The sequence below is a fragment of the Antrihabitans stalagmiti genome (assembly GCF_016482825.1).
In the GTDB taxonomy this organism is placed as follows: Bacteria; Actinomycetota; Actinomycetes; order Mycobacteriales; family Mycobacteriaceae; genus Antrihabitans; species Antrihabitans stalagmiti.
In genome coordinates, this window is record NZ_JAEMNV010000010.1 from 142,574 (window position 1) to 158,117 (window position 15,544).

At 63.3% G+C, this 15,544-nt stretch carries 12 protein-coding genes; 1 reads left to right on the forward strand and 11 read right to left on the reverse strand.

Annotation, left to right across the window (positions count from 1 at the left end; genetic code table 11):
* Positions 1 to 14 precede the first annotated feature (14 nt).
* Positions 15 to 692, reverse strand: coding sequence for a TetR/AcrR family transcriptional regulator (locus JGU71_RS25310; RefSeq protein ID WP_199707579.1), 678 nt, complete (start codon positions 690 to 692; stop codon positions 15 to 17).
* 66 nt (positions 693 to 758) lie between these two features.
* On the opposite strand from JGU71_RS25310, the gene JGU71_RS25315 reads away from it, so the two are divergent.
* Positions 759 to 1,628, forward strand: a complete 870-nt coding sequence (locus JGU71_RS25315) for an alpha/beta fold hydrolase (RefSeq protein WP_199707581.1) — start codon at positions 759 to 761, stop codon at positions 1,626 to 1,628.
* Here JGU71_RS25315 and JGU71_RS25320 read toward each other — a convergent pair.
* From JGU71_RS25320 to JGU71_RS25365, 10 genes are all read right to left on the reverse strand, one after another.
* The gene (locus tag JGU71_RS25320) at positions 1,610 to 2,290 is read right to left on the reverse strand and encodes a response regulator (protein ID WP_199707583.1); all 681 of its coding nucleotides are present in this window, start codon (positions 2,288 to 2,290) and stop codon (positions 1,610 to 1,612) included. The genes JGU71_RS25315 and JGU71_RS25320 overlap by 19 nt on opposite strands.
* Complete coding sequence (locus JGU71_RS25325; RefSeq protein WP_199707585.1) at positions 2,287 to 4,842, reverse strand: DUF4118 domain-containing protein; 2,556 nt, start codon at positions 4,840 to 4,842, stop codon at positions 2,287 to 2,289. Before JGU71_RS25325 ends, JGU71_RS25320 begins: the two co-directional genes overlap by 4 nt.
* Entirely contained in the window at positions 4,796 to 5,437 is a 642-nt protein-coding gene (locus JGU71_RS25330) for a potassium-transporting ATPase subunit C (RefSeq protein WP_199707587.1), read from the reverse strand. Before JGU71_RS25330 ends, JGU71_RS25325 begins: the two co-directional genes overlap by 47 nt.
* Positions 5,438 to 5,443: 6 nt before the next feature.
* Complete coding sequence (kdpB, locus tag JGU71_RS25335) at positions 5,444 to 7,549, reverse strand: potassium-transporting ATPase subunit KdpB (RefSeq protein WP_199707588.1); 2,106 nt, start codon at positions 7,547 to 7,549, stop codon at positions 5,444 to 5,446.
* Entirely contained in the window at positions 7,546 to 9,231 is a 1,686-nt protein-coding gene (kdpA, locus tag JGU71_RS25340) for a potassium-transporting ATPase subunit KdpA (RefSeq protein WP_199707590.1), read from the reverse strand. The genes kdpB and kdpA overlap by 4 nt, the downstream gene beginning before the upstream one ends.
* 3 nt (positions 9,232 to 9,234) lie before the next feature.
* Positions 9,235 to 9,333: a K(+)-transporting ATPase subunit F gene (gene kdpF / locus JGU71_RS25345; protein ID WP_199707591.1), complete on the reverse strand. Its 99-nt coding sequence runs from the start codon at positions 9,331 to 9,333 to the stop codon at positions 9,235 to 9,237.
* 359 nt (positions 9,334 to 9,692) lie between these two features.
* Positions 9,693 to 11,093 carry an HNH endonuclease signature motif containing protein gene (locus JGU71_RS25350; RefSeq protein ID WP_199707592.1) on the reverse strand — a complete coding sequence of 467 codons (1,401 nt, stop codon included), beginning with the start codon at positions 11,091 to 11,093 and terminating at the stop codon, positions 9,693 to 9,695.
* A gap of 186 nt (positions 11,094 to 11,279) precedes the next feature.
* A complete protein-coding gene (locus tag JGU71_RS25355) occupies positions 11,280 to 11,942 on the reverse strand; it encodes an IS30 family transposase (RefSeq protein ID WP_199707593.1) in 663 nt (220 codons plus the stop codon).
* A gap of 100 nt (positions 11,943 to 12,042) precedes the next feature.
* Positions 12,043 to 14,052 carry an SDR family oxidoreductase gene (locus tag JGU71_RS25360; RefSeq protein ID WP_199707594.1) on the reverse strand — a complete coding sequence of 670 codons (2,010 nt, stop codon included), beginning with the start codon at positions 14,050 to 14,052 and terminating at the stop codon, positions 12,043 to 12,045.
* 150 nt (positions 14,053 to 14,202) lie between these two features.
* On the reverse strand, positions 14,203 to 15,522 hold the full coding sequence (locus tag JGU71_RS25365; RefSeq protein WP_199707595.1) for a lysine N(6)-hydroxylase/L-ornithine N(5)-oxygenase family protein: 1,320 nt from the start codon (positions 15,520 to 15,522) through the stop codon (positions 14,203 to 14,205).
* Positions 15,523 to 15,544 lie beyond the last annotated feature (22 nt).

Sequence of the window (15,544 nt, forward strand, 5' to 3'; positions counted from 1 at the left end):
GGTAGGCACCCCGCTCACGCAGGATCGGCGTCCGGAACTCCACAGGCGGCAACTCCATAGGCGGCGATGAACAGTCGAACCGCCTCATCGGCGTAGCGGTGCAGCCGTCGAATGCTCGGCGGATCGACTCCGACGACGAACATGGCCTCGTTCAACGGAACCGAAAGAATCAGGTAGTTGAGGTTCTGGGCCGCGAGCATGGGGTCGGTCGCTCTCAGCAGCCCGCGGGCGGTGAGTTTGCGGATCTGTTCGGCGAGGCTCCGATGCCCACGTTCGGGCCCGGCACGATGCCACGCAGCCGCGACATCGGGAAAGCGCTCGGCCTCGGCGATGATCATGCGCCGCATCCGGACGAGGTCCGGCGCGGTGACGGACACGACATGATCGCGCGCGAAGCGGCGCAGGTCGCCTTCGATGTCGGTGCTGTCACCGAGGCTGTCGACGAGGGGCCGCGAGGCCGCGGCGACGTCGTCTATCGCCGTGGTGAAGACAGCGGTGAACAGGCTCGGCTTGTCCGAAAAGTGTTTGTATACCGTCACTTTGGACGCTCCGGCCAGCTCTGCGACGTCGTCCATCGTTGCGCCCGCATAGCCGTGCCGCAAAAATACCTCGCGCGCGGCGGCCACGATCGCAGCACGTTTTCGGTCCGACCGACTGCTGCCCGTTCCGACTACCTGATCGCCTTTCTTCACCACACCTCCGGTCGATGTCGATCTCCAAATGAACTAGACAGTACAGTTTCTTCACTCTACTCTGAAGTGAACGATTCAGTACAGTTGGCGACGGAGGATTCGATGGAAACCAGGGCCGCAGAAACCAAGACCGCGCCGTCGAAGGACGGCACATCGATCGCCTACACCGTGACGGGCGACGGACCGGTTCTGGTTCTTGTGGACGCCGCGGGACACTTCCGTCGACTCAGTTCCTTCGACGGCCTGTCGACCGTGCTCGCCGAGCATTTCCGCGTCGTGCAGTACGACCGTCGTGGACGAGGAGCGAGCTCCGACTTCTCGGGCACCGACCGAACTCCCGACGCCGTCGTCCAACGCGAGGTCGACGACCTAGCCGCAGTCGTGGCAGCCAACGGCGGATCGGCGTATGTGCACGGCTTCTCCTCGGGAGCGCTGCTCGCACTGCATGCTTCGGTGCGCGGCCTCGCGACAACGGCAATGACCGTGCTCGAGCCGCCGATCGACAGCACTGCACCGCACGGCCCATCGGAGAACCAACAGGCCTTCACCCGCGAACTCACGAGGCTGGTCGACTCGGGTGATCGGGAGGCAACGCTGGACTTCTACCTCACGGAAATCGGTGTGCCCGACGACGTGGTCGCTCGGATGCGATCCACGGACAGTTGGTCGCTGATGCGCTCGGTGTCGCACACCCTCGTCTACGACAGCCTCATCAGCGAAGCCACCTCGTCGAAGATGCTCGCATCCGTCACCGCCCCGACGCTGGTGCTCGACAGCGCAGGCAGCACAGACGATCTGACAGGCATGGCCGCTACGGTGGCCCGCCACATCCCCGGTTCGGCGCACCTGAGCCTGCCGGGTGAATGGCACGGAGTCGCCGACCGACACCTGGCATCGGCGCTGACGACCTTCTTTCTTCACTCCGCAAAGCGATAGCCCATGCCCGCTTCGGTCAGCAGGTGCTTCGGATGTGCCGGATCGTCTTCCAGCTTCCGGCGCAGTTGGGCGAGATACACACGGAGATAGTGGGTTTCGGTCGCATACGCGGGGCCCCACACCTCCTTGAGTAGTTCTTTGCGACCGACCAGCTTGCCGCGGTTACGTACGAGCATTTCGAGCATGCCCCACTCGGTCGGCGTCAGGTGGACCTCCGATCCGTCCTTGACGACCCGCTTGGCTGCGAGGTCGACGGTGAACGATTCGGTCACGACGACCGGCTCGTCCACGTCGGCCGCTGCTGCTCCCCTGCGCACTGCAGCGCGCAGCCGGGCGAGAAACTCGTCCATGCCGAACGGCTTGGTCACGTAGTCGTCCGCTCCGGCATCGAGCGCGTCGACCTTGTCCGCCGAATCGGTGCGCGCAGACAACACGATCACCGGCGCCGTCGACCAGCCACGCAGTCCCGCAAGTACTTCGATGCCGTCCATGTCCGGGAGGCCGAGATCGAGAACGATCACCTCCGGGCGAGTCTGTGCGGCCGCACGCAGTGCCGCAGCGCCGTCGGCAGCGGTCGTCACCTCGTATCCGCGCACCGAGAGGTTGATGCGAAGGGCCCGCAAGATCTGTGGCTCGTCGTCGACTACGAGAACCCTTGTCATTTCGCCCCTTTCGCATCCGGATTCGCGAGGTCGACGACTATGGTCAGACCTCCGCCGGGCGTGTCCGTCGCATGGACCGTACCTGCCATCGCTTCGACGAATCCGCGTGCGACCGAAAGTCCCAGTCCGACACCGCTTGTGTTGTCGTGATCGCCGAGCCGCTGGAAAGCGCCGAAGATGTCCTCTTCCGTCCCCCTCGACACACCAGGTCCTTCGTCAGCGACGGTGATCAGCACCCGAACGCCGACCTGCGCTGCGGCAATGCGCACCGGACTGCCTGGCGCATGGCGTAGTGCGTTCTCGACGAGATTCGCGACAACACGTTCGAGCAGTCCGCTGTCCGCCATCGCACTGACGTCTGCAACCTCGACTTCCACCCGATCGTGAGCAGCCGAGCCGATACTCACCAGCGCACGGTGCACAACCTCGTCGAGATAGACCCGACGCAACTCGGGCCGGATCACACCCGCGGCCAGCCGTGAGGAATCGAGCAGATTACCGACAAGGGACGTCAATTGATCGACCGACTCCTCCACCGTCGCAAGCAGTTCGGCGGTGGCCTCCGGCGAGAACTCGACATCGACGCTGCGCAGGCTCGACACCGCTGCCTTTGCTCCCGCGAGAGGTGTGCGCAGATCGTGACTCACCGCCGACAGCAACGCGCGGCGCAACCGGTCGGCTTCGGCGAGCGCCGTTGCCGCACTGGCCGCTTCGGTCAGTTCCCGCTGTTTGATCAGTCCGACAGCTTGATTGGCGACCGCACCGACGACACGACGATCACTGCTCGGCAGGCGGCGGCCGGCCAACAACAGCCAGTAGGGTCCGTCCGCAACCTCGACTGCCGTGTCCGCCGCTTCGACCGACGCAGGCGGGTCCTCACCAACCGACGCGAACAGACCGTCCTCCTCGTGGAACACACTCACTGCTCGCTGCGCGTAGGTTTCTCGCACCCGCTCCAACAATCCAGGCAGGTCCGCGCCTCGAAGTACCGAGCCTGCGAACAGAGCCAGCAACTCGGCTTCACGGGATGCCCGTTTGGCTTCCCGTGCTCGCGTCGCGGCACCGTCGACCAGGATCGCAACGGCGACAGCAACGATCAGCAGAACGACGGACGTCACGAAACTGCTCGGTTTGGCGACAGTGAGGCTGTAGCGAGGTTCGACGAAGAAGTAGTTGAGCAGCATCGCCGACAACACGGCGGACAATGCGGCGGGAGCGACACCACCGAGCAGCGCGACGAGCAGCACGGCGACGAAGAACACCGCGCCTTCGGCACCGACGTCGAGATACGGGTCGAGCAGTCCGAACGTGAACGCGCACACGACCGACGGAACGAGTACTGCTGCGACCCAGGAGATCAGGCGACGCTGGGTCGGTGTCGCTGTGCGTGTGCGTCCGAGGTTGGCCTCCTCGTGGGTCACCATGTGCACGTCGACTTTGCCGGACCGCTGGATCGTCGCGGCACCGATACCCTCGTCGACGATGCGAGCCCAGCGCGAACGACGGGACGTACCGATGACAAGCTGAGTCGCGTTCATCTCGCGTGCGAAGTCGAGCAGTGCGGTGGGAACATCGTCGCCGACGACGCTGTGCAGGCTTGCCCCCAGGCTCGTTGCCAGTTCGCGCACCTTGCCCATCTGCGGTGCGGAAATTCCGGCAAGGCCGTCGCCGCGGACGATGTGGACGACGATCAATTCGGCGCTGGATCTCGATGCGATCCGACTCGCCCGTCTGACAAGGGTTTCCGATTCCGGACCGCCGGTCACGGCGACGACGACGCGTTCTTTCGCCTCCCACGTGTCGGTTATCTTGTTCTCCGCGCGGTACTTCGCGAGTGCGGCATCGACCTGATCGGCCAACCACAGCAGCGCGATCTCGCGCAACGCCGTCAGATTGCCCTGCCGGAAGTAGTTGCTCAGCGCTGCGTCGACCTTGGCAGGTGCGTAGACGTTGCCGTGAGAGAGTCTGCGGCGCAGCGCTTCCGGTGTGATGTCGACCAACTCGATTTGGGCGGCACCGCGCACAACTTCGTCGGGAACCGTTTCCTGCTGCACGATTCCGGTGATCTGCTCGACGACGTCGTTGAGACTTTCGAGGTGCTGCACATTGACGGTCGACAGCACATCGATGCCGGCGTCGAGGATCTCGTCGATGTCGTGCCAGCGCTTGGAGTTCTTGCTACCCGGGGTATTCGTGTGCGCCAGTTCGTCGATCAGAACCAGTGCGGGTCGCCGACGCACCACCGCGTCGACGTCCAGCTCCGGCATCCTCGTGCCTCGATACTCGACATACTTCGGCGCGATCAGCTCGATCCCGTCGAGCAGCTCGGCAGTCTTGTGCCGCCCGTGCGTTTCTACAACTGCTGCAACGACATCGGTGCCCCGCTCGATCCGCCGGTGCGCTTCACCGAGCATCGCATACGTTTTCCCGACGCCGGGAGCTGCGCCGAGATAGATGCGCAGCTCCCCACGTTTCGTCGATCGCTCCGAGGCAGTCACATTCTCATCATCCACCGGTCGTGCAGTCGGGTGCTCGCAACCCGAGCGCGACATTCAGTTCGAGAACGTTTACACGTTCCTGCCCGAGGAAGCCGAGCGTCCTGCCGTCGGTGTGCTCGGCGACGAGGGCAGCGACCCGCTCGTCGGTCATACCGTTCTCCCGTGCCACCCGGTCGACCTGAATCGCTGCGTATTCCGGGCTGATGTGAGGGTCGATACTCGATCCCGAACCCGTGACCGCATCGACGGGGACCAGATCGGGCGAAACGCCGTCACGCTCGGCGATACGCGCTCGCCTCGCGTCGATGAATGCGGCGAGCGTCTCGCTGCTCGGCCCGAGGTTTGTCGGCGCTGCGGCAGCCGGATCACCTGGGGCGAAAGCATCTTCGTCCGCAGCCGAACCAACGACGCGGTTGTGGAAGTAGGGGTCCGCAGCGCCGTCGGGCACCTGCGGGTCGACCCCGATCCATCGGCTACCGACGACGCAACCGGCGGCGTCGGTCACCGGCGAGCCCTCCGCCGATCCGGACGCGAGCCGACTCACGCCCCATACCGCTGCTGGATAGAGCACACCGAGAACCGCTGTGAGAGCCAACAGAACGCTGAAACCCGCCCAGGTCTGGCGAACGAAACCAATGACGAAACGCATCACACTTCACCCAATCCCTGGAATGAGTCGAACGACTTGGTCGATCAACCAGATGCCGACGAACGGCGAGACAACGCCACCGACGCCGTAGATCAACAGATTTCGGCCGAGCAGCTTCGACGCCGACGACGGTCGGTAGCGAACGCCTTTGAGTGCCAGCGGAATCAGACCGACGATGACAAGCGCGTTGAAGATCACCGCGGACAGGATCGCCGATTCCGGTGTCGCCAACCGCATGACGTTCAGCGTGTCGAGCTGCGGGTAGATCCCACTGAACAACGCGGGCAGAATCGCGAAATACTTCGCGAGGTCGTTCGCAAGCGAGAACGTCGTCAGTGCGCCGCGGGTGATCAGCAACTGCTTGCCGATCTCGACGATCTCGATCAACTTGGTCGGATCGGAGTCCAGATCCACCATGTTCCCGGCTTCTTTGGCTGCCGACGTGCCGGTGTTCATCGCGACACCGACATCCGACTGCGCCAGTGCGGGAGCGTCATTGGTGCCGTCGCCCGTCATAGCGACGAGGCGACCGCCCTCTTGCTCCTGGCGAATGAGCTCCAACTTCTGCTCCGGCGTGGCTTCTGCGAGGAAGTCGTCGACGCCGGCCTGGTCCGCGATGGCTTTGGCGGTCAACGGATTGTCACCGGTGACCATAACCGTGCGGATGCCCATCGCGCGCAACTGCGCGAACCGTTCGGCGATGCCGGGCTTGACGACATCGGACAGCTCGATGACACCGAGTACCTTGGCCCTGCCCGACTCGACGACGGCAACAACAAGCGGCGTCGCGCCGCCCTGGGCGATGTCGTCGACCGTTCGGCTGACGACCTCGTCGACCGTCTCCCCGATGTCGCACACCCAGGCGATCACCGAATCGCTTGCACCCTTGCGAATTTCGCGGCCGTCGAGATCGAGTCCGCTCATCCGCGTCTGCGCTGTGAACGGAACGAACTCACCGGCCTTCTCTGCAGAACTCGGCGTCGGATCCATTCCGAACTGGTCGGCACACAGATCGACGATGCTGCGACCCTCCGGCGTGCCGTCAGCGAGGCTGGACAACCGCGCGGCCTCGGCCAGATCTGCCACGGCAACGCCAGGTGCGGGATAAAACGCTGTGGCCCTGCGGTTTCCGTACGTGATCGTGCCGGTCTTGTCCATCAGCAGGGTGTCGATGTCGCCTGCCGCCTCGACTGCCCGACCCGACATCGCGAGCACGTTGCGCTGCACGAGACGGTCCATACCTGCGATGCCGATCGCCGAAAGCAGCGCTCCGATTGTCGTCGGTATCAAACAGACAAGCAGCGCAATCAGTTTGATCGGATCCTGTTCCTGGCCGGCATACTGACCCATCGGTCCGATGGCGACGACTGCCAACAGGAAGATGATCGTCAACGACGCAAGCAGGATGTCGAGTGCGATCTCGTTCGGCGTCTTCTGCCGCGAGGCGCCTTCGACGAGCGCAATCATGCGGTCGACGAAGGACTCGCCCGGCGCCGACGAAATCCGAACGACGATCCGATCGGACAACACGGTGGTGCCACCCGTCACCGCACACCGGTCACCACCGGATTCGCGCACCACCGGGGCTGATTCACCTGTGATCGCCGATTCGTCGACGGTCGCAATACCTTCGACGACATCGCCGTCACCCGGGATCACCTCACCGGCGACCACAACGACACGGTCGCCGACCTTCAATTCGGTGCCGGACACCTCCTCGGTCGCTCCGTCGGCCAGCAGCCGCCGAGCGGTGGTGTCGCGCTTGACCTGTCGCAAGCTCGCGGCCTGTGCCTTGCCGCGACCTTCGGCAACGGATTCGGCCAGGTTCGCGAACAGCACGGTGAACCAGAGCCACAGTGCGACAGCCCAACCGAAGACCGACGGATCGGCGACCGCGAACAGCGTCGTGACGACCGATCCGATCAGAACGACGAACATCACAGGGTTGCGGGCAAGGTGGCGCGGATCGAGTTTTCGGAATGCGCCGGGTAGCGATGTGACGAGCTGACGCGCGTTGAAGATGCCGCCTGCAACGGCAGTGCCGCCGTCACCGCGTGCGCTCACGTGCTCGCGCTGCGCGGGCTCATGCGGACTCTCGGTGATGGTGCTCATTGCAATGCCTCTGCGATCGGGCCCAGCGCCAGCGCTGGGAAGAATGTCAAAGCTGCGACCAGTACGACGGTGCCGGTCAGCAAACCGGCGAACATCCCGCCGGTTGTCGGCAAAGTGCCTGCCCCGCTCGGGTGTTGACGTTGACTGACCAGCGATCCGGCCAGCGCCAACACGAAGAGGATCGGTAGGAAACGCCCGAAGAGCATCGCGATACCGAGCGCCGATTGGAACCAGTCGCTCGTCACTGTGAGGCCGGCAAAGGCGCTGCCGTTGTTGTTCGAGGCGGATGCAAACGCGTACAACACTTCCGAGAATCCGTGTATTGATTCGGGTGTGCCCGGGTCACCGCTGTTGCCCTGAAAACCGGTCGTAGAACCGAGGATTACCGTTATCCCCGTCCCGATCAGGACCAACGCAGGCATGACCAGCACCGACAGCGCTGCGAGAGTGATCTCGCGTTTGCCGAGCTTCTTGCCGAGATACTCGGGGGTGCGCCCGACCAGCAGGCCGCCGACGAAGACGGCGATCAAGGCGAGCACAAGAATGCCGTAGAGCCCAGTCCCCACCCCGCCTGGCGCGATCTCGCCGAGCAGCATGTTCAGAATCAGTGCGCCGCCGCCACCGGCAGAGAAGCTGTCGTGGAAGGAGTTCACCGCACCGGTCGACGTTCCCGTCGTACTGACAGCAAACAGCGCGGAACCTGGAATCCCGAACCGAACTTCTTTACCTTCCATCATCGCGCCGGCGGCCGTGGCTGCGATTCCGCGTGTGTTCGACTCCGACCACAGCGTGACGGCGAGCAACGTGCCCCACAGCAGAGCCATGACGGAGACCAGCGTCAGCCCCTGACGGGCATTGCCGACCAGCGTCCCGAAGGTCCGCGTGAACGACACCGGAATGATGAGGATCGCAATGATTTCGACGATGTTGGAAATCGGCGTCGGATTCTCGAACGGATGCGCCGAGTTGGCGTTGAAGATGCCACCACCGTTGGTGCCGACTTCCTTGATCGCTTCCTGCGATGCGGCCGGCGCCAGCGCATTCCGAACAGCTGAACCGTCGAGGCCGGTCGAGGAGAAGCCACTGTGGAAGGACTGAACCACGCCCTGGCTCAGCAGCACGAGCGCGATGACAAACGACATCGGCAGCAGAATTCGCAGGCTGCCGCGGGTGAGATCGACCCAGAAGTTGCCGATCTCGCCGCTGGTGCGGACTCTGACGAAAGCGCGCGTCAGTGCCACGGCGACAGCCATACCGACGGAAGCAGACACGAAGTTCTGCACCGCGAGCCCCACCGGCTGGGTGAAGTTGCTCATCGTCGTTTCGGGGACGTAGGACTGCCAGTTCGTATTCGTGACGAACGAGACCGCGGTGTTGAACGCGACCGCAGGGCTCACCCCCGCCAGGTCTCCGTGCAGCGGCATAACTCCCTGAATCCGCTGCAGGAAGTAGAGGAACACGACGCCGGCAGCGGAAAATCCGAGGAGGCTACCGGCGTAGCCGTACCAGGTCTGCTCGGCGCGAGAATCTATGCGGCACAAGCGGTACAGCAGCGTTTCGACACGCAGATCCTTGTCGGATGTGTAGACCCTGGCCATGTAGTCGCCGAGGGGGACGTACGCAATTGCGAGCACACCGATCACAAGGGCGATCTGGAGCCCCGCAGCAAGAGCGGGATTCATAGGTCAGAACCTCTCGGGGTCGACGAGGGCGACCAGTAGGTAGACGACCAGTCCGAGCGAAAGCGCGATGAGCAGAACGCTCACCACACCGGCGCCGGTCATTTGGCCAACTTCTGGTTTTGCAGGAGACGCAAAACGAGCGCACAGAATATGAATCCGCCGATGATCAGCAGAACATATGCAAGGTCAGCCATCGAGATCCTTATGACGCATGCCGTCGACCTTCGACGGGCCTCATCAGGGTGCAACCTGCGGCTGCCTGTTGGACGGGCACTGACACACCACTTACGGCTGCGGTCGCGTCCTTGACGGTTTCTTTACGGGCTGCCGGACACGCGCCGATACGGGCATGATCGGGATCACGTCGACGACGCGCCGCCTTCAGCCGAACAGGCGCTTATCGCGAAGAAACGCGAGTGACCTCCGCCGTAAGCGCCTGCTCGGCGCCGGGATGGGCACCCTCAGTCGAGGTCCCAGTATTCGTGGGGATGGAAGTAGTGATTGATCCTCGGTTTTCGGGTCGGGTCGACATGTTTCGGCGGAACCCACAGAATCCGACCCGGATACTGATGATCGGGTCCGGCGACGATGGTGTGCCAGTCGGTGTCTTTGACCCCGGCCAACCGATGATGCGAATCACACACCAGCGCAAGTTGATCCACATCGGTGAGCCCGAGTTCGGCCACCCATTCCCGGCAATGATGACACTGACAGCAATTGGCTGGTCGCCAACATCCCGGGAAGGTGCAGCCTTTGTCCCGGGCGTAACACACCAGACGTTGATCACCTTGAGCGATGCGTTTCGATCTGCCGAGATAGATCGGTCGGCCGTCGTCGTCGTCGAACAACGCCAGATAGTGGTGGGCATGTCGTGCCACGCGCAGCACATCCCGGATCGGAAGTAACGATCCGCCGCCGGTGATCGCAGTCCCGGACGCATCTTCGAGTTCTTTCACCGTCATGGTCGCCACCACAGTCACCGGCAGCCCACGATGTTGGCCGAGGGTGCCGGAGGCGAGCGCGTCGCGTAGCACCATTGTCAGGGCGTCGTGTTGACGTTGCCCGACCGAGCGTTCGTCACGGTGCGCGACCTCGTCGGTGGGTTCGGCATCGACCGTCGAGTCAGCGTCGTGCGGATTCCCGACCCCGGGTTTCGCGTATTTCGCGAACAGTGCTTCGAGGTAGGACCGCAGTTCGGGGTCGACGCAGAAGCTGCCTTTGGTCATCAGGTCGGTGCCTTGTTTGCCGAGGATGAAAGTCCGTTTGCGGTCGCGGTCCACCTCGGGTGCGTTCCCGTCGGGATTGAGGTAGGCCAGGATCCGGTTGCCTGCGCGGCGGAGTTGATCGGGCCGCAGAATCCGGGCTTGCTCGGCCAGTTTCGCTTCGGCCTGCTCGCGGGTCTCAGCATCGACGTAGCTGGGAACCTGGGCGAAAAATTCGCGGATCACGGTGATGTGGGCACGGTCGATCGCCCCGTCACGGTGGGCGGCGGCGGTGTTCGGGTAGACCGGGTCCAAGGGTGCGCCGGAGAATCCGGTGCGGGGTCCGAGGTCTTCGGCGATCCTGCGGCGGGCTTTGGCTTCGCTGGGGTAGATCCGCAGGGTGTCGGCGAGAACGTCGGCGAGGCGGTAGTCGCCGAGCTCGCCGGGGATCCATTGTTCCTGCATGTCGGCGATCAGAACGGTTCCGAAACCGGCGATCGTGCGTGTTCCGGTTTCGAATCGCTGCACGAGGTCGAGACGGTCGCGGTTGTTCGACAGTTCGCCGAATCCGACGTCACGCAACCCTTGGAGAGCTGTTTCGAACGCGACCATCGCAGCTTCCACCGCCGTGGCGGGTGCGGGTGTCGGGTTCGAAAGCATGTGCGAAGCTTATCGCCACCCACCGACAAGTTTCCGACGCAAAGTCCCTGCACAACACCACATTCAGGCCTGCGGCTCCACCCCGTCACCACCCAACTCGGCGAGCAGGCACCTACTGCAACAAAACGCGAGTGGCCTCCGCGAAAAGTGCCTGCTCAGCGTTGAAATCGGGCAAGGCGGGCGGTTCTATGACGAGGCCGCAACGAGTAGTTTGTTCAGCCTCTCGGCCGGGTTCTCCCATTCGAGGGTCTCGCGCGGGCGACCGTTGAGTTGATCAGCGACGAAGTCGAGCCGCTTGCTCGAATGCACCGACAGATCGGTGCCTTTCGGGAAGTACTGACGCAGCAACCCGTTGGTGTTCTCGTTGGAGCCACGCAACCACGGCGATCGCGGATCACAGAAATAGATCTGAATGCCGCGACCGACCGCGAACTGGGCATGCTGACTGATTTCGGCGCTCTGACGCCTGCTGATAGGTCGAGTCAAAGCCCGCGGCAACGTCACAATCTTCCGGGCCATCGCCGCCCGCACCTGCTCCGCGGAATACCCATCGGGCAAGTGCAGCAACATGACGAACCGCGTTCTGCGCTCGACAAGCGTGCCGATTGCCGACGCGTCCGAGGCACCCATGATTAGATCTGCTTCCCAATGCCCCGGCACCGCGCTTCGATCGTCAGGTTCCGCGGGACGTTCGACGATGCTGATTTTCCCCAGCGCCTTCCCGCGTTGCTCCCCTGATCCGCTGCGCAGTGCTCGATCACTCCGAAGATGTTCTACCAGTGCACGTTTGAGCCCGCCGCGGGACTGGACGTAAAGACCGAGGTAGACCGTTTCGTAAGACAACTGCATCTTCGCATCGTACGGACACTCGCGGACCCATTAGGCCTACTACTCGTGAGTCCTTTCGGAGGGCAGAACCACCGAAAAGACTCACGAGGCGCGGAGCGCCCTACCAGTACAGACCCGGCACCCTGCGGGTGAAACCGACTCCCGGCGTGGGTAAGGCCATCAGCGGCGCCAGCAGCGTCTGTGTCATCGACTTTGTCTCAGTTCGGGGTTGCGCCTGTACCTCTGGGGCCTTGCCGCCGCCGCCTTTAGCCGCCGACGATTCGGGAAATGCCTTGTACACCTGATGCAGGACGAATCGCTTGAGGTCCGGCGCCAACAAGCCGACGTAATCGGCGACGGTCCCGACGGGGGTGTCGATCCGGTCCGGACGGTCGACGAGGGCACGCACCACTCGCTCGGCGGCACTCTCCGGACTGTCGACCGGCAACGACGAGTAGGCGGCGGTCGGCGCAATCATCGGTGTGCGAACGAGCGGCATCCGAATGGAGGTGAAAGTAATTCCCGCATCGAGGTTTTCGGCCGCGGCGATCGTTGCGAATGCGTCGAGGGCCGACTTGCTCGCGACGTAGGCGGAGAACAGCGGCGCCTTGGTTTGCACGCCTATCGACGAGATGTTCACGACGTGGCCGAAGCCGCGTTCGCGCATCGATGGCAACAGTGCAAGGACGAGGCGCACGGCCCCGAAGTAGTTCACAGCCATCGTTCGCTCGAAGTCGTGCATCCGCTCGGTCGAACTGATCACAGACCGTCGAATGGACCGGCCCGCATTGTTCACCAGGTAGTCGACCCGACCGTGATCGTTCAGCACGGTCTTGACCAGCATCGCGACGGCTTCGGGATCGGTGATGTCGCAGACGTAGCCGTGCGAGTCGCCACCGTCGGCGCGAATCGCAGCCACTGCGGCGTCCAGATCCTCGGCACCTCGGGCAACCATCAGCACCGTTGCACCACGCCGAGCGAGCGCATGCGACGAGGCGAGTCCGATGCCCGACGACGCACCTGTCATCAGCACGACGCGGCCGCGGAAGCCGTCGGGTCCGGAGACCCGTCGCAGACGAGCCGGGTCGAGGTCGTCGGCCCAGTAGCGCCAGATCTTGCCGGCGTAGGTCGACAGTTCGGGGACGGTGATGCTGCGATCGAAGCGCAGTGCGGATCTGGTGAACGTGGACCCGAGTCTCGCATCGACGAGCACACGATCTATTGCGGCACTTGGTATTCCGAACCGGGCCATGGTGAAGTCGCGGATTGCCCGTAGGCCGGGAACGGCACCCATTCGGGCCAGCGGCGCTCGCACCCCTGGCACGGGCACGACTGCGCTGGGAGCTCCGGCAGCGGTCGCGAAAGCGGCGTAAACCTCATGGAGCGGTTGGGGTTTCGGGTTGACGAGGTGGAACGTCTGCTTGCTTCGACCGTCTGCTGATACGAGCGCCGCGACGGCTCGGGCGACATAGTCGACGGGGACGATATTCGTCGACCCGATATTCGGCAGGGCGATCGGCATCGGAGACGGCAGCTGCGCCAATCGGGACAGTGCGGTGAAAAACGAGTACGGACCGTCGATCTTGTCGATCTCGCCGGTCTCGGAATCGCCGATGACGATCCCGGGTCGGTAGATCCGCCAGGCAAGGCCGGGACTCGTCCGAATCTGTTGTTCAGCGGCAAAGAACGCGCGGTGGGTTCGTGTCGGAAAGCTTTGTCCCAGATCGAGATCGGTTTCGTCGAAGGACCCGCGGTGATCGCCTGCGACAGCGACCGAGGACACGTGGTGCAACATCGCGCCGCAGCGCTGTGCAAGTGCGATCACAGCCGCAGTGTCGGCCGCGTGAGCGTGGGTGTTGCCTCGTCCTGCTCGGTGTGCAGGACCGATGTGGACGATGTTTCGCACCTTGGGCAGATCGATGTCCATACCGAAATCCGTGGCGGTCAGATCGCCCGTCAGCGCTAGAATGCGTTCGGCCTCAGGCCATTTCGCTGTCGAACTGGCAAGTTCGGCACGCTCGCGCGGGCTGACGAGCACATGGACAACGGCATCGGAATCGGATTGCAGCAACGCCTGCAGAACGCGGCGACCGAGAAATCCGGAGGCGCCGACGACAATATGGTTCTTCACTCGATTCTCCTGTGCCCTTTGGTCTTTCGAAACATTCGATAGACCTTGACTACGTGAGAACCTCGACGTCGCTCACTCCTGCGATACGAGCCAACGTAGGTGCCCGCGCGGCTGGCAGCAAGTGAAGGTGGGAATTTTCACACCGGCGAACTATGCCCGGGCGAAGCTCTGCGCGTCGGAGTCACGTTCGCCTGCGCACTCCCGACGTTCGACGATCGATCGCACGATTTCGCCCGATCGAATCGCGACGTTGGACAGCAGCGACGACGTCAGACCGTGCGAGTTCTCGGTTCCGCCTTGCAGATAGATGCCGGCGTCGACGTCCGTTCTGGTCGCCACTCGATAGTCGCGCGCAACGACGACCGGACCTGCCGTGTCGTCGACGAGGTCGCCGAAGATCGACGACATGGGTGTCGGAAGAAAACCGGTTGCCAACACGATGGCATCGCACGGTAGCGCATCGGTGAGACCGTCGAGATTGCTTCGGACCTCTACTTCGATTCCGTCCTCCAGCTCGCGGATTCCGACCACGTCGGATGCGCGGCGCATGAACAGTCGCCGTTGCCCGCGAACACGTTCCTGGTATTCGGTCTTGTACAACTCGTTGATGAGGTCGAGGTCGACGACGGAGTAGTTGGTACTGCGATGCAGTTCGATCACTTTGCGCCGCTCGTCGTCGGGGGCGCTGTGCAGTTCGTCGACAGCGGCTGGGTCGAAGATCCGATTTGCATACGGGCTGTCGTCCGCCGGGCTGTAGCCGAATCGCGAAAAGACGCTGTGCACTTCGGCATCCGGGAAATTCGTATGCAGGTACTGCACGACCTCTGCGGCACTCTGGCCCGCGCCGAGAACGACGAACCGATTGTGCACAGGCTCGGGCAACTCGGCGATGCGGAAGAGGAACTGGTGATTGTGGAAGCATCGCCGCGACGGTGTTGCCCACTCAGGTATCCGTTGCTGCAACCCCGCGCCGAACGACACGTTTCGCGTCGCAATCTGCAGACCGTCCGTGGTTTCGACGATCACGTGACCACCTGCACCGTGCTCGTCATGTGCGGCGCGGACCCGTTGCACCGTTCGGCCGTACCTGACGTCTGCAGCGACCTTCTCGGCCGCCCATTCGAGGTAGTCGTGAAATTCGTGGCGGGTGGGGAAGAACGTCTGGTGATTTACGAAGTCGACGAGACGTTCGCGGTCGAACAGATAGGGCAGGAATCCGAATTTGCTGGTCGGATTCCGGAAGGTGGCCAAGTCTTTCGGGAACGCGATCTGCATCGTCGTGCCCTCGAGGAGCATTCCCCGATGCCAGCCGAAGCCCTGTTGCCGCTCGACGAAGCACGCCCGGATCGGTCGTTCCTGCAAATGTTGCTCGTTGTACTCGGCAACAGCGATGGCGAGCGCGAGATTCGCAGGACCGAACCCGATGCCGACTATGTCGTAAATGTCGTTTTCGTGGTCACTAGCTTTCATCGTCGCTCTCCATGCCCGTCAT